The organism is Shewanella sp. Actino-trap-3 (assembly GCF_002836275.1).
GTDB classification, from domain to species: Bacteria; Pseudomonadota; Gammaproteobacteria; order Enterobacterales; family Shewanellaceae; genus Shewanella; species Shewanella psychromarinicola.
Genome location: NZ_PJCE01000001.1, coordinates 4,468,851 through 4,489,342, shown reverse-complemented (window position 1 = coordinate 4,489,342; position 20,492 = coordinate 4,468,851). Strand labels below are relative to the sequence as shown.

The 20,492-nt window shown below is 41.7% G+C and carries 15 protein-coding genes; 7 read left to right on the top strand and 8 right to left on the bottom strand.

What is annotated here, in order from left to right; translation table 11 throughout:
• Positions 1-15 precede the first annotated feature (15 nt).
• Complete coding sequence (gene murJ / locus CXF80_RS19670; RefSeq protein ID WP_101034568.1) at positions 16-1,575, bottom strand: murein biosynthesis integral membrane protein MurJ; 1,560 nt, start codon at positions 1,573-1,575, stop codon at positions 16-18.
• A 258-nt stretch (positions 1,576-1,833) separates the two neighbouring features.
• Here murJ and rpsT point away from each other — a divergent pair, with 258 nt between their 5' ends.
• A complete protein-coding gene (gene rpsT / locus CXF80_RS19665) occupies positions 1,834-2,100 on the top strand; it encodes a 30S ribosomal protein S20 (protein WP_101034567.1) in 267 nt (88 codons plus the stop codon).
• Positions 2,101-2,745: 645 nt separating this feature from the next.
• Here rpsT and CXF80_RS19660 read toward each other — a convergent pair.
• Positions 2,746-3,042 carry an ArsR/SmtB family transcription factor gene (locus CXF80_RS19660; RefSeq protein ID WP_101034566.1) on the bottom strand — a complete coding sequence of 99 codons (297 nt, stop codon included), beginning with the start codon at positions 3,040-3,042 and terminating at the stop codon, positions 2,746-2,748.
• 132 nt (positions 3,043-3,174) lie between these two features.
• Here CXF80_RS19660 and CXF80_RS19655 point away from each other — a divergent pair, with 132 nt between their 5' ends.
• Complete coding sequence (locus CXF80_RS19655) at positions 3,175-4,620, top strand: M20/M25/M40 family metallo-hydrolase (RefSeq protein WP_101034565.1); 1,446 nt, start codon at positions 3,175-3,177, stop codon at positions 4,618-4,620.
• 106 nt (positions 4,621-4,726) lie between these two features.
• Here the strand turns inward: CXF80_RS19655 and yaaA are convergent, their stop codons facing one another.
• Positions 4,727-5,503, bottom strand: a complete 777-nt coding sequence (gene yaaA, locus CXF80_RS19650) for a peroxide stress protein YaaA (RefSeq protein ID WP_101034564.1) — start codon at positions 5,501-5,503, stop codon at positions 4,727-4,729.
• Positions 5,504-5,604: 101 nt separating this feature from the next.
• Positions 5,605-7,041 carry an alanine/glycine:cation symporter family protein gene (locus CXF80_RS19645; protein ID WP_101034838.1) on the bottom strand — a complete coding sequence of 479 codons (1,437 nt, stop codon included), beginning with the start codon at positions 7,039-7,041 and terminating at the stop codon, positions 5,605-5,607.
• Positions 7,042-7,549: 508 nt separating this feature from the next.
• Between CXF80_RS19645 and CXF80_RS19640 the strand changes: the two genes are divergently transcribed.
• The 5 genes from CXF80_RS19640 to CXF80_RS19620 all read left to right on the top strand — a co-directional run bounded on the left by CXF80_RS19640 (position 7,550) and on the right by CXF80_RS19620 (position 14,752).
• On the top strand, positions 7,550-9,916 hold the full coding sequence (locus CXF80_RS19640) for a phosphoketolase family protein (protein WP_101034563.1): 2,367 nt from the start codon (positions 7,550-7,552) through the stop codon (positions 9,914-9,916).
• Between the two features lie 389 nt (positions 9,917-10,305).
• A complete protein-coding gene (locus CXF80_RS19635; RefSeq protein ID WP_198554799.1) occupies positions 10,306-11,418 on the top strand; it encodes an OmpA family protein in 1,113 nt (370 codons plus the stop codon).
• 295 nt (positions 11,419-11,713) lie between these two features.
• Entirely contained in the window at positions 11,714-12,667 is a 954-nt protein-coding gene (gene tal / locus CXF80_RS19630; RefSeq protein WP_101034561.1) for a transaldolase, read from the top strand.
• Positions 12,668-12,682: 15 nt separating this feature from the next.
• The gene (pgi, locus tag CXF80_RS19625; RefSeq protein ID WP_101034560.1) at positions 12,683-14,320 is read left to right on the top strand and encodes a glucose-6-phosphate isomerase; all 1,638 of its coding nucleotides are present in this window, start codon (positions 12,683-12,685) and stop codon (positions 14,318-14,320) included.
• Positions 14,321-14,566: 246 nt separating this feature from the next.
• The gene (locus CXF80_RS19620; RefSeq protein ID WP_101034559.1) at positions 14,567-14,752 is read left to right on the top strand and encodes a DUF3545 family protein; all 186 of its coding nucleotides are present in this window, start codon (positions 14,567-14,569) and stop codon (positions 14,750-14,752) included.
• A 134-nt stretch (positions 14,753-14,886) separates the two neighbouring features.
• Here the strand turns inward: CXF80_RS19620 and CXF80_RS19615 are convergent, their stop codons facing one another.
• The 4 genes from CXF80_RS19615 to thrA all read right to left on the bottom strand — a co-directional run bounded on the left by CXF80_RS19615 (position 14,887) and on the right by thrA (position 20,368).
• The gene (locus tag CXF80_RS19615) at positions 14,887-15,429 is read right to left on the bottom strand and encodes a hemerythrin domain-containing protein (RefSeq protein ID WP_101034558.1); all 543 of its coding nucleotides are present in this window, start codon (positions 15,427-15,429) and stop codon (positions 14,887-14,889) included.
• Between the two features lie 182 nt (positions 15,430-15,611).
• Entirely contained in the window at positions 15,612-16,895 is a 1,284-nt protein-coding gene (thrC, locus tag CXF80_RS19610; protein WP_101034557.1) for a threonine synthase, read from the bottom strand.
• 48 nt (positions 16,896-16,943) lie between these two features.
• Complete coding sequence (thrB, locus tag CXF80_RS19605; protein ID WP_198554798.1) at positions 16,944-17,903, bottom strand: homoserine kinase; 960 nt, start codon at positions 17,901-17,903, stop codon at positions 16,944-16,946.
• A complete protein-coding gene (gene thrA, locus CXF80_RS19600; RefSeq protein WP_101034556.1) occupies positions 17,900-20,368 on the bottom strand; it encodes a bifunctional aspartate kinase/homoserine dehydrogenase I in 2,469 nt (822 codons plus the stop codon). The genes thrB and thrA overlap by 4 nt, the downstream gene beginning before the upstream one ends.
• Positions 20,369-20,492 lie beyond the last annotated feature (124 nt).

Genomic DNA, 20,492 nt, shown 5'->3' with positions numbered 1-20,492 from the left:
GTTCACCTTAGGAAATTATCCCTGACGTTTAATTTTCCAAGGCCGAACGCCCAATGCCAGTAAACTCAACAAATAAATAACTGCACCGCCTACAATAAGCTCAATCAACATAAACATACGTTCAAAGGTTTGCCATTCAAGCCATACGCTTTGTTGTGGCATAAAATAAATAATGGCAATGGTCATTAAGGCTGTAGAAATGATCACTTTTAATGAGAAAAATAACGTTTGTCGACTCATTTGATAAACGCCCGCTTTGTGTAAACCGCGATATAACAAACTCGCATTTAATAGTGCAGACATTGATGTCGCAATGGCTAAGCCCACGTAGCCAAATGGAATAGCAAAAATAAGGTTAAACACCATATTGCTGACCATGGCAATAATGCCATATTTAACCGGTGTTTTAGTGTCTTGACGCGAGTAGTATCCCGGCGCTAACACTTTAATCATCATAAAACTCAATAAGCCACAACCGTATGCAACCAAGCTATAGGACGCCATTTCAACGTCATTAAGACTAAAGGCTCCGCGCATAAACAGCACCATCAGCATAGGTTTGGCCAGAATAATTAACCCTAACATCGCCGGAGTGCCTAATAGCAAAATGGCTTTAACGCCCCAGTCCATGGTTTGATTAAACCCACTGCCTTGGGCATTAACATGTTTTTGCGATAACGCAGGCAAGATAACTGTGGCGATGGCAATCCCAAATAATCCTAAAGGGAACTCCAATAATCGGTCAGCGTAATACAACCAACTTATCGATCCCGTCATCAGGAAACTGGCTATAAAAGTGTCGAACAATAAATTAATTTGTGAAACAGACACACCAAATAAGGCTGGGATCATCAAGGTTCTAATTTTTACCACACCAGGATGATTCCATCCCCACGTTGGCTTAACGAGCACGTTCTCACGAATTAAAAAGGGGATTTGGAACAAAAACTGAATAAGACCACCAAAAAAGACCCCCCAAGCTAAACCAATTTCAGGATTTTCTAAGGTGTCCGCATACCATAAAGCCACCGCAATAATTGCAACATTCAAAAAAACAGGCGTAAAGGCTGATACAGCAAACCGTCCACGAGTGTTGAGTATCGAGCCCGCCAAGGCGGTAAAGGTGATAAACCACAAATAGGGAAAAGTGATTTTTAACATAACTGATGCAAGTTCGAACTTTTCGGCATTAGGCCCGTCATTGAGCCAATCGACGAACCACCCGCCACCAAAAAGGGCCGCTAATACAGGTGAAAATACGACCCCAAACAAAGTCACAATCGTCACTAGTACGCCTAAGGTACCAGCAACCTTACTGATTAACTCACGAGTATCTTCTGGGGTCATGTTCTCCTGATACTCAGTCAGTACTGGCACAAATGCCTGCGCAAAAGCCCCTTCAGCAAATAAACGTCTTAAAAAGTTAGGTATTTTATTAGCAAAAAAGAATACATCCGCACTACTACCCGCCCCCATTAAATTGGCGATTACCACATCGCGAACTAAGCCTAATACTCGGGAAATCAGCGTCATAACACTGACAATCAGACCTGATTTAAATAATTTTTTGCTCAAACAGCCCCCAGACACTCGGTCACTTCTAAGAAATTAATGGGATTTATAATAAATATTCTATTCTAACGCTGTCACACAGACCGAAGAGCTGGTAGAATTACGCCACATATTACACGAGTTGGGTTGAAGTTTGGCATGCTAGGTTGGATTAATTTATCTTTATGATTATTATTCAACTATAGTCGTTGACAAGACGACAAAAAGCAGGCATATTCCTCGGCCTTAAAAGTATCAAATCCAGTTTTTAGGAGTTGCACCTTGGCTAATAGCAAGTCTGCAAAGAAGCGCGCGCTTCAGTCTGAAAAGCGTCGCCAGCATAACGCTAGTCGTCGCTCTATGTTACGTACATACGTTAAAAGAGTCATCGCTGCTATCAAAAGCGGTGATCATAAAGCGGCTACAGAAGCGTTTGCTACTGCACAACCAATTGTTGACCGTATGGCGACTAAAGGCATTATTCACAAGAATAAAGCCGCTCGTCAGAAGGCTCGCTTAAACGCAAAAATCAAAGCTATTGCAGCTTAGTTTTTTGTAGATTAAGATCCAAAAAACCGGCCTCGGCCGGTTTTTTTATATCTAAATTTTACCCTCGCTATAGGATCTAGGTCCCTACATCGCTTGCCATCGCTTGCCATCGCTTGCCATCGCTTGCCATCGCTTGCCATCGCTTGTCATCGCTTGTCATCGCTTGTCACCGCTTGCCATCGCTTGCCACCGCTTGTCACCGCTTGTATCGCTTGCCACCGCTCGTCATCGCTTGTCATAGCTTGTTATCGCTTGTTATCGCTTGTCATCGCTTGTATCGCTTGCCATCGCTTGCCACCGCTTGTCATCGTTCCCTACCGCTTATCATCTCAGAGATAGGAACAGCTTCGCGGCTAAGATTTTATAGGATCTAACGACTTAACAAGGGAAGCAAGGGTACAGAGTGGGCGGCAAACAGAATGGAAACTTTCGCCAATGTCTATTTGAAATGAAGCGCTTGAGATGATCGTTGACAGTATTTATCATACTGACACATTGGTAATATGAGATATAAACGTATTGGGATTTATTGGGTATAAACGCGCACAACATTATTAAGGTTAATAACAGCGTTAATAAAACTAAACGCCTTAACTTAAGACACCATTAATGAGATGTATCAGTTAAGACGTTTGCGGAGTTAATTTAGTAACAGTACATATTGTTCAATACTTGAATTAACTCTTTTACCTCATCACTTTTTAATGAATAGAAAACAGTTTGAGCTTCTTTCCTAGTACAGACTAAATTGTCTTTACGAAGCCATGCTAAATGTTGAGATAAAGCCGATTGGCTTAAGCCCAACTTCTTATTCATTTCGCCAACACACATTTCACCTTCATTAAGAAGATGACACAAAATAAATAATCTACGTTCATTTGCTAAAGCTTTTAGCAACACGACTGCATGATCTGCTTGATGTTGCATTTTTTCTATATTCATCACGCGCTCTTCTCCTCATCGATCCCCACTCTAATATAGCGTTCCCTTACAAATAGAGTCGGGACATGAAGCACACTTTTTGCTAGATTGTTGTGAAAAATGAGACTTAGCTATAATAATCAAAGGAAACTCATGAAAAACTATCACAGAGCCACTCTCGTCGGAGCGGTATTTGTCGCTATTGTTGGCTGCCAAGCAACCTCACCATCAAAAACGGTGGGCGATAATCTGATCATTAATCAGTCAGATGATGCCCAAATCAGTCTGCTGTTAGCCAAACAAGCCTTATCATCGAGTTTGAGCTATGACATTGTTGAATCGCTGACGGTCGAAGTGGGTCCACGATTGACTGGAACAGATAAAGATATTATCGCTGTCGATTGGGCCATGGAAAAACTGTGGTTACTCGGATTTGATAGAGTTTATAAAGAATCAGTCCAAGTGCCTGCTTGGTCTAGAGGGACCGCCCGCGCAAGCATAGTATCTCCTTATGAACAGCCGTTGGTGATCACAGCCTTAGGTGGCAGTGTCGCTACGCCCATTAATGGTCTTAAAGCTTCCATAGTACGTTTTGATAGCTTAGAAGAGTTAACCAATGCCTCGCCTGGGCGCATCGAAGGCAAGATTGTGTTTATCGACCACAAAACTGAACGCCATATTACTGGGAAAGGTTATGGTGAAGCCGTTGGTGGTCGTTCCCGTGGTGCTATCGTTGCCGCACAAAAAGGTGCAGTGGCAATCGTGATCCGTTCTATTGGGACCGATCATGACAGAATGGCCCATACTGGCATGATGCGTTATGAAGAAGGGACGCCTAAAATACCCGCCGCGGCGATGTCGAATCCCGATGCCGATTTAATTAATGCGATGTTAAAGCGAGATCCTAACATCACGCTATCCTTGAACATGACCTCAGAAAACTTAGGAATTGCCACTTCTTATAATGTTATCGCAGAAGTCACTGGTAGCAGTAAACCAGACGAAATAGTCCTTCTCGGCGCTCATCTTGATTCATGGGATGAAGGTACAGGTGCGATTGATGATGGTGCAGGTGTCGCGATTGTTACCACCGCAGCTAAACTTATCCAAGACTTACCACAAAAGCCAGCACGCACAATTCGAGTGGTATTATACGCTGCGGAAGAAGTCGGTATGGTCGGTGGTAAAGCCTATGCAGCGCAGCATGCGGATGAGTTAGACAAGCATTATATTGCTGCAGAATCTGATTTTGGCGCAGGACCTGTCTATAAAATTGATTTTAATGTTAACCCCGCCACATTTGAACAGGTGAAACAACAACACTCAGCCATAACGCTAAACGGGGTTGAACTCGGTAATAACCAAGCCTCAGGCGGACCAGATGTGTCTATGCTGCCAGCATTAGGCGTTCCGGTCGCGTCGTTAAATCAAGATGGTACTGATTACTTTGATTATCACCATACGCCGAATGATACATTGGATAAAATTGATCCAAAAAAACTGGCACAAAGTGCGGCGGCTTATGCTCAATTTGCTTATATGATGGCGCAATCAGAAATTACTTTAAGACCGGTTACCCAGAAAAAACAACAGCACTAATCCGTTTTATCTCTACAAAGAACCTATCTTAATAACTCAAAAAGCCCTTATTTAAGGGCTTTTTTATTATACTCATTTTGTCCTAATATTATTATTTTCAAATGAGTTACTTTTGTTCATCGCGTAAAAACACCGGTTCTGTCGCGGTTGATTGTGCTTTGCTGTAATAATAGCCTTGAAGATCAAACTCAGTTAATTGCTCAACAGTAGCGGGTTTGGTATCAACGATATAACGAGCCATCAATCCACGGGCTTTTTTAGCATAAAAACTAATCACTTTAAATTGACCGCTTTTGAAATCTTTAAACATTGGCGTAATTAACTGCCCTTCAAGCTGGTTCACTTTGACCGATTTAAAGTACTCATTCGAGGCCAGATTGACAATGATATCGTCACCCTGCTCTTTTAACGCCTGATTCACTTCACTAGTAATAATATCCCCCCAAAAAGCATATAAGTTACTGCCTTTAGCGTTAGTCAATTTTGTTCCCATCTCTAAACGATAAGGTTGAATTAAATCTAACGGTTTAAGCACACCATATAAGCCAGATAAAATACGCAGGTGTTGTTGACTAGAAGCCATTTGTGACTCAGATAAATTATCTGCATCAAACCCCGTGTATACATCACCTCTAAACGCAAAAATAGCTTGTTTGGCATTATCGAGCGTAAATGGGGGCTGCCACTCGGCAAAACGAGCCGCATTAAGCCCAGCGATTTTATCACTCACCTTCATCAAGCTGGCAATATCCATTGGTGTTAATGCACGGCATACATCCATCAATGTTTGGCTTTGTTTAAGCAAACTCGGCTGAGTATGAGTATTGGTAATAGGTGGGTTTTCGAAATCTAATGTTTTCGCAGGTGAAACTAAAACCAACATAAGTCTGCTCCAGATAAAATCATATTGTTATCATACTAAATTGATGTAAAAAAACCATGCCGTACTCGCATGGTTTTTTCGATTAGGTTAATAGACAAAACTTATTTATTAACAGGTTCACTGGAATTAGGCCAAATATTTTCTTCTAGCTGATCGGCTAACTCCGGAAACTTACTGGTATCAAAAATAGGATCTATACCGGCATCAATCTGCTCACGATAATCATTAATGACTCGGATCGCGAGACCAGATAACAACACCAGTGCAACAATGTTAACAATGGCCATTAATCCCATTGAGACATCGGCTAAATCCCACACCAAGCTAATTTTGGCTAGCGAGCCAAACATCACCATGCCTAACACCACGACACGAAATAACGGTAAGGCCTTTTTACTATTGCCAAACAAAAACATCACATTGGTTTCTGCATAAGAATAGTTAGCAATAATAGAAGTAAAGCAGAACAGTAAAATGGCAAAAGCAATAAATGCACCACCCCACTCGCCAACATGACTCGTCAAGGCACTAATGGTTTTGGCTATACCATCAGAACTCGCCGCAGCATCTCCTGACAATAAAATAATCGCGGCTGTTGCAGTACAAATAACAATAGTATCGACAAAAACCCCCATCATTTGCACAAAACCTTGTGACGCTGGATGATTAGGGTTTGGCGATGCACTAGCCGCAACGTTTGCCGCACTGCCCATTCCGGCCTCATTTGAAAACAATCCTCGGGCAATACCCGCTTGCATTGCTTGAGCAACACTATAGGCAACACCACCAGCAGCGGCTTCTTGCCAGCCAAATGCACTATTAATTACCAGCATAAATATGTCGGGTAACTTTTCAATATTCATTGCCACTACAACCAATGCGATCGCGATGTAAGCAATCGCCATAACAGGCACAATTAACTCAGAGACTTTAGCTACTTTCTTAAGGCCACCAACAATGACAAAAGCACTGCAGAGCACAATAACAATTCCGACATCGAATGGCTCAAAACCAAAAACCTGAGTCATCGCGCCAGTAATGGTGTTGGCTTGAACGGCATTAAAGACTAACCCAAAAGCTACAATTAACAATAAAGAGAAAACCACGCCCATCCAGCGTTGGCCAAGACCTTTCTCCATATAATATGCAGGTCCACCGCGATACTGGCCATCACTATCGGTCACTTTATAGACTTGGGCAAGCGTCGACTCAATCATTGCTGTTGCCATACCCAGTACCGCAATAGCCCACATCCAAAACACGGCACCAGGGCCTGCAGTACCAATTGCAACGGCCACACCGGCCATATTACCCGCCCCCACGCGCGCCGCCATACTGGTACAAAAAACTTGAAATGATGATAAGCCATGCTTGCCTGGACGACGGCTAATCGTCAATACTTTAATGCCATGAACAAAATGTGTTACTTGAATAAAACCGAGACGAATGGTAAAAAACAATCCAGCTCCCACCAGCCCATAAACCAATAACTTGCCCCAAAGCAAGCTATTCATAAAATTAATAATCGTTTCTAACATTGCCATATTGTCTAATCTTCCCCGTGAATAATATTATTATTTTAGTCCAGGCTATTGCACTGAATATAAGCCACATAATAAAACAGAATCTATACTGTTATGAGTCTAACGATAAAAATAAACTCAAATACCTTGGCTAACTTGCCATAAAAAACCAACCTATGGCGTATAAATAGGTATTGATTATCAAGGACTGAGAATACTAAGGCCACTTGTTTGTAAGCGATATACGACTAGATGTATTTTTCTGCGCTGCAGAAAACCTTAATTGAAATGCAACAAGTGAGTTCCATCACACTTTATCATTTCTCATCTAAATGCTCTATGTTTAAAATTTCGTAAAAGTGTAGTTAAATTTCAACTAATTAACCACAAACCTCTCAAAATGCGCTCTAAAGCGAAATTCATTATTCAAAAGTTAGATAAAGGCCACGTTATTGTAACTAAATTACAAATACAGTATTCTTAAGATAGATTATTAATGCTTTTCCCTTTGAACGAGGCAACTATGACAGACTCACATGAAATAATCGCGCTGAAGAAATACGTTAGAGCAACGAACTTCCTTGCAACGTCACAAATTTACCTAAAGCAAAACGTGCTTTATAAACGCCATTTAGAGCACACAGACATTAAACCACGCCTTTTGGGCCATTGGGGCACATGCCCGGGGATCAACTTTGTTTATGCTAACGTAAACCGTCTAATCGTTAAGCACAAGCGTGAGTTTCTTTATCTTGTAGGCCCGGGCCATGGTTTCCCAGCGGTGCAAGCTAACTTATTTATGGAAGGCTCATTAAGTCATTTCTATCCAGAGACCATTCCATTTACAGAAACAGGTATCGAAGATATCTGTAAAAAATTCTCCGCCGCTTACGGTTATCCATCACATGCAAACCCAGAAGCGCCAGGTCAAATATTAGAAGGTGGTGAGCTTGGCTATTCACTTTCAGTTGCTTGGGGCTCTGTATTAGATAACCCAAATCTTATTGCCGCCTGTTTAATCGGTGACGGTGAAGCAGAAACCGGTCCATTAGCTGCGTCTTGGTATGCCAACCGTTTAGTTTCTCCTGAAAATAACGGTGCGGTTCTGCCAATCGTACATATTAACGGTTACAAAATCTCTGGCCCTACCCGTATGGGACGTATGAGCCATGAAGAACTCGATTTAGAATTCCGTGGTCTTGGTTATCACCCAATCATCGTTGATGATGAAATGGAAACCGATATCTTTGAACAAATGACTGCGGCAATGGACTTGTCTTATGACATGATCAATGACATTCAACGCCGTGCCCGTTCTGGCGAAGATGTTGTCAAACCACGCTGGCCGGTTATTTTAATGAGAACCTCAAAAGGTTGGACGGGTACCGCTGAATATGAGGGTAAAAAACTAGAAGGCAACTGCGAATCTCACCAAGTTATTGTGAGCAATTGTGCTAAAGATAAAGGGCACCTTGAAGCACTTGATAAGTGGTTAGCGAGCTATAAGTTCGACGAACTAGTACAAACTACTGAAAGCGGTGAATTAATATTTGATAAAGACATTTTATCATTAATGCCACCAAAAGATTTATGCTGTGGTCGTCAACGTCTAAGCTACGGCGGTGAAGTGGTTCGTGCTTTAGCTAATCCAGACTTAAATAAACTAGGTTATGGTTCAGAAACGCCTCGTGGTCAACGTGGTTTCTCAATGTTGAAAATGGGTGAGTGGATGCGTGATGCGTTCAAGCTAAACCGTGATCAACGAAACCTACGTATCTTCAGTCCTGATGAAACTTATTCTAATCAACTACAAGCTGTGTTTGAAGAAACCGACCGTTCATGGCAGTGGCCGATAGAAAGTTGGGACCAAGATATGTCTCGCGACGGCCGTGTTATTGAATTATTATCTGAAAACTTGTTGTTTGGTATGTTACATGGTTACACAGTAACGGGCCGCCATGGCATGTTCCCTACCTACGAGTCTTTCTCTCAGGTAGTGTCATCAATGGCTGACCAATACTGTAAATATGTCCATGCAAGCCAAGGGATCCATTTCCGTAAGCCAATTCCAGCATGTAACGTCGTATTATCATCGCTACTAGAGCGTCAAGATCACAACGGTTATTCTCATCAGAACCCGTCTTTCCTAGGCGCTATGTTAGAGAAGCACCCAAACATTATCTCTGCTTATTTACCATCAGATGCTAACAGCACCTTGGTCTATACCGAAAAAGCTTATGCTGACAGAGACAAATTGAATATTATTGTTGCCGGTAAAAAGTCACTACCACAGTGGTTATCACTGGATGAAGCCCGTAAGCAAGCTAAAGACGGCGTTATGGTGTGGGACTTTGCCTCTGATGAAAATCCAGATGTGGTATTAGCGGGTTGTGGCGACTATGCAACTCAAGAATGTATGGCCTCACTAGTACTCATCCGTGAGATCCTACCAAGAGTGCGTATCCGTTTTGTGAGTGTGTCAGAACTTCACAGCAGCGGTTTAGGTAATCTTAAGTTCCAAAGCAAGCCTTGGATGATGGACGAAGTGTTCACCCAAGACAAAGGCGTGGTATTTAACTACCATGGTTACCCAAATACCATCAAGAAACTGGTATTCGATTATAAAGGTAACCGTCGTTTCCGTATTAAGGGTTATGAAGAAGAAGGTTCAACGACTACGCCATTTGATATGGGCGTACGTAACGGTACCTCTCGCTACCACTTAGTTATCGATATGGCTTACAAGTTGTTCCAGCAAGGCGTGATTGATGAAACACAACATGTGACCATCACTACCGACATGTTACAACGCTTGGTAGATCACAAAAACTATATCAAAGCAAACGGTGTTGACCCAGAAGAGATCGAAAACTGGGTGTGGACTCGTTAAAAAAACGTCACTTTAGACAACAAAAATACGCCTTTAGGGCGTATTTTTGCTTTTACCATTCAAAAAAATAATTATGTTGACCGGATAAAACTAACTTAAAAACATAGATAATTTTAACAATTATTATTCAATATTTTATAAATATAAACTCAATCATACTTAGCTTCTTTTTAGCAATTTTTCAATGAAACATCTATTTATCAACAGCGCCATTAAATTAATTATGACCAAAAATTAATCTTTCTTACTATAGATAAACCTCTCATTACCACCCATAATTGCGCCGCTGACTAAAAATACAAAGAAACCCCACATTAAGCGTCAGTAATGCATAACAGTAACAACTCCGTTACATGCATTTTTGGAGTAAAATAACAATGGACGTATATATGATGAAGAACACATTAAAAGTAGTATTACTTACCTCTCTATTACCTTTTGCTGCATCCGCGGCAGAACAACTAACACCTTGGTACGTTGGTGGTGGTTTAGGCGTCAACAACTATGAACCAAATTGCGATCAAAAAACCATGAAAGTGTGTGGTGAAGATGACCCATATGCATGGGATGTATTTGGTGGATATTTATTTAACGACTATGTTGGTATCGAACTGGGTTATCGTGACCTTGGCCGTGCTGAATGGACTGATTATTCAAACAAGCGTAATGATGTTGGTGCTCGTGGTATGTCATTAGGTTTTGTTGGTTTTTACCCACTGGCAGACAAGTGGAGTTTATCTGCTGAAGCAGGTGCACTTAACTATCTGATCTATAACAAAAAAGAATACAACACTGAATACTACAGTGATAGCGGTATTGCACCCTACTTAGGTGCTGGTATTGGTTATAACGTTACTGACAATCTAAAGTTACAAGCTAAGTACCGTCGTTATGAAAACCTTGACGAAGAAAAGTGGAATACACTGTCAATGGAAAGCAACTACTGGGGTCTTGAACTAAGTTACCGTTTTGGTACTAGCGCTCCTGCAGCCGCTCCAGTGGCAGCACCGATGGTTGTCGCAGCACCTGGTGATGCTGACAAAGATGGCGTAACAGACAACATGGACAAATGTCCAAATACCCCTTCAACCCACAAAGTTGATGCGACAGGTTGTAGTGTTTATGAATACATCACCACTAAGCATGACTTAGGCGGCATTTTGTTTGCTAACGATTCAGCGGTTATCCGTAAGGGTTCATTGGACGATTTAAATAAATTAGCCAATTTCTTAAACAAGAATCCACAACACACGGTATCGATTGAAGGCCATGCGTCTAACGTAGGTAAAGCAGCATATAACATGAAGCTTTCTGAGCGTCGTGCCGATTCAGTTGCTAAAGCGCTAAACCAAAAATACGGGATCAACACTAGCCGTATTGATTCAATTGGCTATGGTGTGACTAAACCTGTTATTCAAGGTAGTTCAGCTGAAGCTAACCGTGTAAACCGTCGTATCGAAGCTATCGTGACGGGTACCGAAAAGCGCGTAGTATTACGTTAATTTTAATATTGATACGCTATACTTTACAGTCGCTGCTCGCAGCGACTTTTTTATTTTAAGAACAACGTAAAAAACAGTGTAGCAGAGGCTATCACTGACGTTGCGATACTAGAACTGGAAGTATTAATCATATTAAGCGACCCATTCTGTCTATTTAGCAACAATACCGGCGTTAATTAAGTAAAAATTACCTAATATTTGGTAATTTTTTTACAAATAAAGTTGGAATAATCACTAAAATCGCTTCTAATAAAGGCATTGATCTATATTCATTGCTTATCGAGAGGAAATTTACATGACCAGTACACTCGCGCAACTCAAGTCATTCACTACCATCGTTGCAGATACCGGCGACATAGAGGCGATTAAGCGGTACCAGCCTCAAGACGCAACAACCAACCCATCACTTATTTTAAAAGCCTCTCAGATCCCGCAATACGCTTTTCTGATTGAGAATGCAATTGAATGGGCCAAAACTCAAAGCCACAGTATTGAACAACAAATTGAAGATGCTGGTGATAAACTAGCCGTGAATATCGGTGTAGAAATTTTAAAAATAGTCCCAGGCCGTATTTCAACAGAAGTAGATGCTCGGTTATCTTTTGACAAACAACGCTCAATTGACAAAGCGCACAAGCTAATCAAGTTATACCAAGAAGCCGGAATTGATAAATCACGTATTCTCATTAAACTAGCCTCCACTTGGGAAGGAATTTGCGCTGCCAAAGTACTTGAACAAGAAGGCATCAACTGCAACCTAACATTACTGTTTAGCTTTGCTCAAGCAAGAGCGTGTGCAGAAGCTGGTGCTTACCTCATTTCGCCTTTTGTTGGCCGCATTTTAGATTGGTATAAAAAAGACACCGGCCAAGATTACACCGCTGAAACGGATCCTGGTGTGGTCTCTGTAACTGAAATTTACAACTACTACAAGCAGCATGGTTATAGCACGGTTGTGATGGGTGCCAGTTTTAGAAACATCGGTGAGATTATCGAATTAGCAGGTTGTGACCGTCTAACGATTGGCCCTGCATTATTAGAAGAGTTAGCCAATACTGATGTGGAAATTAGCCGGAAATTAGTGGCGACTTCATCAACGCATGCGGCTCCGACAGCATTAACTGAAGCACAATTCCGTTGGGCGTTTAATGAAGAGCCAATGGCAGTTGATAAATTAGCTGAAGGTATTCGTAACTTTGCTATCGACCAAAGTAAACTTGAAGTTATGCTAAAAATCAAATTAAGCTAGTTGGAGGCTTTACTCGTGACTACACTGACTCAAAGCACGACTTGGAAAGCGCTAAAAAACCATACAAGTCAACTTCCTCACATGCGCGAATTGTTTGCTCAAAACCCACTACGTTTTGAGCAAATGAGCGTTACGGCTTGTGGTCTATTTTTAGATTACTCTAAAAACCGTGTGAACGATGAAACACTTAAACTGCTATTCTCTCTCGCTAAAGAAGCAAAACTGAGTGACAAAATTAGCGCAATGTTCAATGGCGATGTGATTAACAATACTGAACAACGCTCGGTATTGCATACTGCATTACGCAGTAAAGCCACTCAAACAATTATTGCTGAAGGCGCGAATATCGTTCCTGAAGTGCAACAAACATTAGCCAAAATGACTAAATTTGTTGGCTCGGTTCAGTCTGGTGATTGGAAAGGTTATACCGGTAAAGCGATTACAGATATTGTCAGTATTGGCATTGGAGGCTCGTTTCTTGGGCCTAAAATTGTTTCTCAAGCGTTAAGACCCTATTGGCGAGATGGGCTTAACTGTCATTTTGTCGCTAACGTTGATGCGAGCTCTATTTGTGAAAAATTAATCCACCTCAATGCTGAAACCACATTGTTTGTGATGTCGTCAAAATCATTCGATACCCAAGAGACACTAACCAATACCCTTAGCGCTAAAGATTGGTTTTTAGCCCAAGGGGCAAGCCAACAAGATGTCGCCAAACACTTTGTGGCTGTGACATCAAATGTGGCTAAAGCAACAGAGTTTGGGATGGACGCTAACAACATATTCCCAATGTGGGATTGGGTTGGCGGACGTTACTCATTATGGTCAGCCATTGGTTTACCTATTGCTCTGCTTATCGGCATGGATAACTTTATAGCCTTGTTAGAGGGCGCTCATCAAATGGATGAGCATTTTGTTAATACGCCTATCGAGCAAAACATGCCAGTGATAATGGCGATGTTATCGGTATTATATGGCAACTTCCATGGTGCTCAAGCACATGTCATTTTGACCTATGATCATAATCTGCGCGGACTACCTGCGTATTTCCAGCAGTTAGACATGGAGAGTAATGGTAAATCAGTGACTCTGGACGGTACAGATGTTGATTACAGCACAGGCCCGGTCATTTGGGGCGGTGAAGGCACTAATGGTCAACATGCCTATCATCAGTTGTTGCATCAAGGTACCGCTCTTATTCCTGCAGACTTTATCATGCCGTTGCAAAGCCATAATCCGCTCGGTAAACATCATGACCAACTTGCATCAAATTGCTTTGGCCAAACCCAAGCGTTAATGCAAGGCCGGACTTATGATGAAGCTCTTGCTGAACTCAGTAATAGTCCGTTGGACGATGCTCAAATAGCGCTTATTGCCAAGCATAAAGTAATGTCAGGTAACAAACCAAGCAATACTCTACTGATGAACAAACTAACGCCAACGACATTAGGAGCGTTAATTGCGCTGTACGAGCACAAAACGTTTGTTCAAGGCGCTATATGGCAAATCAATTCATTTGATCAGTGGGGAGTTGAATTAGGTAAACAGCTAGGCAATGACGTATTAGACCGTATTGGCGCTAAAGAAGGAGCGACACAGTTAGACTCATCAAGTAATGCGTTAATCAACCTGTATCGTCAGGGACAGCTTTAAGACTTAACACACTCGATAGGAAACTTATTTATCAAAAACACCTTTAACACTGTTGAGGGTGTTTTTTTATTGTCAGGATATATATTGAAAAATATCGTTAAAGGCTAACTAAAACATCGATATAACGCATTTAACTTTAATTATTTAGTAACGCAAATGAAACGTAAATGAAACGTAAATGTTGCACCCTATGGTTGAAATATGATATCTATTTACAGAGACATCATAATAACAAGGGAGGTTACCATGGATAGATTAGACTATGGTGGTGCGCTAGACGAAGTTGTTGAAAGACCAAGCCGTTCAAAAAGCTCGTCAAAAAAACGAAAATGGCGTGAAATTGAAGCCATTAAGGATAAACAGCGTTTACTCAAGGAATTGCAAGATATTGACGATTCATTCGATTTTGATGTCAACACATTAGTGCTTTAATTGGGTCCAATCACAATGAAAGCTTAACGATAAAATCAATTAAAAGAGCGCTTAATGCGCTCTTTTTGTTGACAAGATTTATTCAGCTTGACCATTAATGGACATCAAAGCCCTCTAGTACAAGAATAAGCGCATCATTTATTATCCGCATGTTCAATATAGTCACGTAAATCTTCAAAAATCGTTTTATCATTGTCATTAAATAATGGATCTTCAATTAACCGTTTCTGGCATAAGACGGTGATTTTTTGCCAATCACTATCGTCCAACGTCTTAATAAAATTGGGAAACACTTCTTGCTCTTCATACTGCATATGTCGTTGTTGTAGTTCAATATACTCTTGTAGATCATTAATCAGCTTTTCACGTGAAATCACCACATCAGATAAAATCATATTCAAGCTATACACTAAAGCGCCTGATGTTTCAGCTAAACGATGATGTTCATTATACAACTGACCACAATTTGCTTGGCCCGTTTTATTACTGTAATAATCAAAAATGATATCTTCTAATGGATGATGACTGTGTTCAGCATAACCCTGCATGTACTCAACAATATCTCTAACCAGATTAAAATTTACGCCTTGACCATCGGCCAATCGAGTCAATTTATTGGAAAGAATATTCAACAAAATGGCAATATGCTTATGATCTTGCATTAAACGTTGCAACATAGTCTTCTCCCGTAATCTCTTTTCCAAACGCCAATCTATAAATAATAGCCAATAACGCACTATTTACTAATCTACACTGGTATAAACCTTTTGAGGTATGACCAAGATCATAATATTGAAATATATCTACCACCTTATATCGATTAAATTGATATAAAGTGGTAGACATTTGAAAAAGTAGACTATTTCAATACAGCAAACATATGTGCTTTGAGTTGCTCAAAGTCTGCGGGTAACTGTGCTGACAAAATATCTTTTTCTACAACCGCAGCCAACTCAGGAGGCAAGGGCAAATTAATTGATAACTCACGGTCAACCACATCCTTAAACTTGGCAGGATGGGCGGTACCAAGAAAGATACCTTTTTCGTTGCCATCAAGACCGAGTGTTAATGCATGGGCTGCGATGGCCGCATGAGGTTCAGATTGATAACCTAAACGATACAGTTCTGCTAACGCCGCCGAGGTATCGTCCTCCGACAACGCTAAACCCGATACCAAAGACAATGGCCAGCCCATTTGCCCGCAGATAGCTTCAACACGAGGCCAATTACTTGGCTCAGACACATCCATCGCATTTGACATGGTTGCCACTGTTTTATGCGGTTGCCATTTTCCCTCCACAAGGTAACGCGGTACAGTGTCATTACTGTTGGTGGCAGCAATAAAGCGTTTAATCGGTAAGCCCATGGCTTTAGCAAATAAACCCGCGGTTAAGTTACCAAAGTTACCACTGGGTACTGCCATGACAATCTCATCATAGCCAGCTTGTTTGGCTTGCGCGACAGCTTCAAAGTAGTAACAAATTTGCGCCAGTAATCGGCTGATATTAATTGAATTAGCAGAGTTTAACGCTAAATCATCACGAACATCACTATCATCAAAAGCTTGTTTGACTAAATCCTGACAGGCATCAAAGTCAGCTGTTACCGCCACAGTATGAATATTTTTGCCTAAGGTGGTAAACATCTTTTCTTGCAGCTCGCTGATTTTACCTTTTGGGTATAGCACCATCACATTGACGTTATCTAGGCCATAGAAGGCATCTGCTACTGCGGCACCAGTATCACCAGATGTCGCCGTTAAAATAGTCAGTTTTTTATTTCCGGCAAGTAAATCAATGCATTGGGCCATAAACCGCGCGCCAAAATCTTTAAAGGCCAATGTTGGCCCATGGAAAAGCTCTAAACAGGCACGTTTCTCATCAACCTTGCTTAGCGGCACATCAAAGGTAAAGGCCTTATCCACTAGCTTATCAACACTTTCCTGCCCTAGCTCATCGGCTAACCAAGCGCCCAACACTTTTTTGCTACGCTCAGCAAAGGGTAATGCCAATAATGCATCGATATCAGCCAATACAGGGATTGATGTCGGGAAAAATAGCCCGCGATCTTGGCCTAAACCAAGCTGAACAGCCTGACTGAAGTTAACTACCTGCGATAGGTGCTTTAAATTATATAATTCCATTGCGACTACCTTTTAAATTTCAATATGCATAATACCAAAGAGTGTGAGTTACACGCAGCGCGTGCCAAGCTGATCTAATTTACAAACATGAGCAAAGCCACCTGACTCAGAAATATAATGTTCCATTAACCAATCTTTGGCTTTTTCTGCTGTGGCCATATCGTCGGTCACACTAAACAGTGTTGGGCCACTGCCAGAAATCCCTGTTGTCAGCATGCCTAATTCAGTTAACGCTGCTCGAGCATCGGTATAGCCAGGGATCGACGCCGCTCGATAAGGTTCAGCCAGGACATCTTTTAGCATTTCAATCGCCAGTGCAGCATCTTGCTGATAACTTGCGTGAACAAATGCACTTAAGTGACGACCGAAATCAATCGCAACAGATTTATCATATTGTTCAGGTAATAATGCTCGCATTTTGGCGGTAGATAATGAAATGCCAGGATAAGCGACCACCCAATACCAATTATCAAAGCTAGGAATAACGGCACAGGCTTTGTCACGAGAATTAAGCATTAATTGCATGCCACCTAAGTAGCAAGGCGCCACATTGTCATAATGTACGCTACCGGATATTTTACCTTCAAACTCACCCATCAATCCTAATAAGGCTTGCTGGTCAAACGGTAGTCCAAAATATTCATTTAACGCATATAGTCCAGCAACAACTGAACTAGCACTTGAGCCTAAGCCACTGCCTACAGGAAGGTTTTTTTCCAGACAAACGGTTACCCCATCTTGTCTTTGAAGTTTATCTAAGAAGAACTCAGCACATTGATAGACGATATTGTCCTTGCCATCTGCCGGTAACTTATGTGCCCACGGACCGACTTGGCTAAAATGAACACCTTCTTCAGCGCCGCTAATCATCACCCTATCACCCAACAATGACCCATCGACTGGCGCTAATGCAGCACCCAGCAAATCAAAGCCAACGCCAACATTACCCATTGATGCAGGAGCATAAACAGTTAGCATTTTCTGACTAATATTTAACACCTGACTCATAGACCCACCTCACGGGTCCAATTTAGGGTTCTTAATACGTCAGCGAAGGCGCCAGCTGCCGTGACGTCGATACCTGCACCATATCCCCTTAGCACAAAAGGAATGGGCTGATAATAGCGGCTATAAAACGCCAGCGCATTCTCGCCGCCTTTTACGCTGTATAGCGGGTCGGTTGCATCAACCTCAACAATTCTGACATAACATAAGCCCGCTTCGATTTGGCCTACATAACGCAGCACTCTCCCCTCGGCTTTTGCCGCCGCAACTCGGGCAGAGATTTCAGCATCCAATGAAGGAAGGTTAGCCATAAACTGGTTTACATCGCCTGAGTCATCAAAATGAGTCGGTAATACAGACTCAACATTAATATCATCGAGTTCTAAAGGTAAACCCACTTCTCTGGCTAAAATTAACACCTTACGCGCCACATCCATACCACTGAGGTCATCTCGGGGGTCGGGCTCAGTAAAACACTTATCGCGGGCAATCGCGGTCGCTTGTGATAGGCTCATGCCTTCGTCTAACATACCAAAAATATACGATAACGACCCAGATAAAATACCATTAAACTTATGTAGCTTATCACCCGCATACATCAGTTTTTTAAGGTTATCGATAACGGGTAAACCTGCACCTACCGTCGTTTCATACAAAAATTGACGACGTTGAGTTAATGCCGTTTTACGCAATGCTTGATAGTAAGCATAATCACGAGTGTTCGACTTTTTGTTTGGCGTAACGACATGGAAACCGGCATTCATTACATCGAGATAACGGTCTGAGATTAGCTCGCTTGAAGTACAATCAACCAATACAGGATTAAGCAATTGTTGCTCTTGCCCCCACTCAAGTAGCTTAGGTAAATCATACGGTTGACCTTTTTCGGTCAATAATGATTGCCACTCACTAAGCTCAAGACCGTCACTGTTTAACAGCATTTGACGTGAATTGGCGATACAACAAACACGGATACTAATGTGCTGCTCTTTTAACATCGCGCTTTGCTGCTTAATTTGCTCTAATAAACCCGCGCCAACATTACCACTGCCCACTAAAAAGACATCAAGATACTGTTGTACATCAAAAAAGGCTTGATGACATGCCCCAATAGCATGCTTGGTTTTTTTCTGCTGGATTACCGTTGAAATTGAGCGCTCTGATGATCCTTGCGCAATAGCAACAATATTGACACTGGCTTTAGCTAACGCAGTAAAAAACTTAGCCGCTACGCCTTTGTGGGTTTTCATGCCATCACCAATCAATGACACAATCGACAAGCCTTCACGTAACTCAATTGGTTCAAGTAATTCACTTTTAATTTCAAGTTCAAACTCTTGCTCTAAAGCCCATTTAGCTTTGCTAGCATCGAGGGTAGCCACACAAAAACTGATACTGTATTCCGATGAACTTTGAGTGATAAGAGATACCGAGATACCACTCCGAGATATGGCCGCTAAAGTACGACTTGCCATGCCAACCATGCCTTTCATACCTGGACCAGAGACATTAAACATGGTTTGGTTATCGAGATTTGAAATAGCCTTTACTTGCAAACCGGTTTTATCATCGTCATTAGACACTAGCGTGCCGGGAGCCGATGGATTGAAACTGTTTTTGATATAACAAGGAATATGATATTGAGCAATCGGTCCAATGGTTTTGGGGTGCAATACTTTCGCACCAAAATAAGATAACTCCATGGCTTCTTGATAGCTTAATTGTGACAATAATTTAGCATCTGCGACCACTCGAGGGTCAGTATTGTAAACCCCATCAACGTCAGTCCAAATTTCACAACTAGAGGCATCTAAACAAGCGGCTAGCACTGCAGCTGAATAATCAGAACCATTACGCCCTAATGTCACCACTTTGCCATGAACATCGGCAGCGGTGAAACCTGGCATAACCCACACGCGATACTGATCTAAAGGCAGAACAGAAAAACGAGGTTTGCTCACTGCAATATCGACGACCGATTCCAATGGCTGTCCATGCGCTAAAAATAACGCAACTGGATCTAATTGTGCTGAAGTGATGTCTTTTGCCAGCATAACTTGTTCCATTAATGCAGCAGATAAACGTTCACCTGTGACCACTATTTCTGCGCGAACACTATCAGGGCATTCCCCCAATAATTTAATGCCGTAAAGTTTGTCTTTCCAAACTTGCATCTGCGCAGCTAATTTTTCAACCAGTAAGCCATGCTGATGAGCCGTTATAAGTGATACTGCTGCGTCAGAAAAGAGTTCGCTATACACAGTATCAATATGGTCTAACACGGGTTGATAGTCTTGTTGTTTAACCGCTATATCGACCATTTCTAAAAGTGCATTAGTCACTGTGGCCGGAGCTGAAAGTACCGTAGCAACTGATTCTGTCGAAGCCGTGTCAGCAATAATGTCTGCCGCCATCAAAAAGCGAGGCCAATTCGCCAGCGATGTCCCACCAAATTTCATTACTTTCATGTCGCTCTCCTTGTCACTCATACTAGTGACAACATTAAATTAAAATCAAATGACTATAATTAAAAACAAAAAAGCCCGCTTCAGGTGATGAGAAGCGGGCTTGTTATGCAAATCTTTTAGGGTG

What these genes read in the sequence shown, in the direction of transcription:
- CXF80_RS19660 (WP_101034566.1), bottom strand. Translation starts at nt 3,042, where the DNA reads ATGAATATAGAAAAAATGCAACATCAAGCAGATCATGCAGTCGTGTTG.
- CXF80_RS19655 (WP_101034565.1), top strand. Translation starts at nt 3,175, where the DNA reads ATGAAAAACTATCACAGAGCCACTCTCGTCGGAGCGGTATTTGTCGCT.
- yaaA (WP_101034564.1), bottom strand. Translation starts at nt 5,503, where the DNA reads ATGTTGGTTTTAGTTTCACCTGCGAAAACATTAGATTTCGAAAACCCA.
- CXF80_RS19645 (WP_101034838.1), bottom strand. Translation starts at nt 7,041, where the DNA reads ATGTTAGAAACGATTATTAATTTTATGAATAGCTTGCTTTGGGGCAAG.
- CXF80_RS19640 (WP_101034563.1), top strand. Translation starts at nt 7,550, where the DNA reads ATGACAGACTCACATGAAATAATCGCGCTGAAGAAATACGTTAGAGCA.
- CXF80_RS19635 (WP_198554799.1), top strand. Translation starts at nt 10,306, where the DNA reads ATGATGAAGAACACATTAAAAGTAGTATTACTTACCTCTCTATTACCT.
- tal (WP_101034561.1), top strand. Translation starts at nt 11,714, where the DNA reads ATGACCAGTACACTCGCGCAACTCAAGTCATTCACTACCATCGTTGCA.
- CXF80_RS19620 (WP_101034559.1), top strand. Translation starts at nt 14,567, where the DNA reads ATGGATAGATTAGACTATGGTGGTGCGCTAGACGAAGTTGTTGAAAGA.
- CXF80_RS19615 (WP_101034558.1), bottom strand. Translation starts at nt 15,429, where the DNA reads ATGTTGCAACGTTTAATGCAAGATCATAAGCATATTGCCATTTTGTTG.
- thrC (WP_101034557.1), bottom strand. Translation starts at nt 16,895, where the DNA reads ATGGAATTATATAATTTAAAGCACCTATCGCAGGTAGTTAACTTCAGT.
- thrB (WP_198554798.1), bottom strand. Translation starts at nt 17,903, where the DNA reads ATGAGTCAGGTGTTAAATATTAGTCAGAAAATGCTAACTGTTTATGCT.
- thrA (WP_101034556.1), bottom strand. Translation starts at nt 20,368, where the DNA reads ATGAAAGTAATGAAATTTGGTGGGACATCGCTGGCGAATTGGCCTCGC.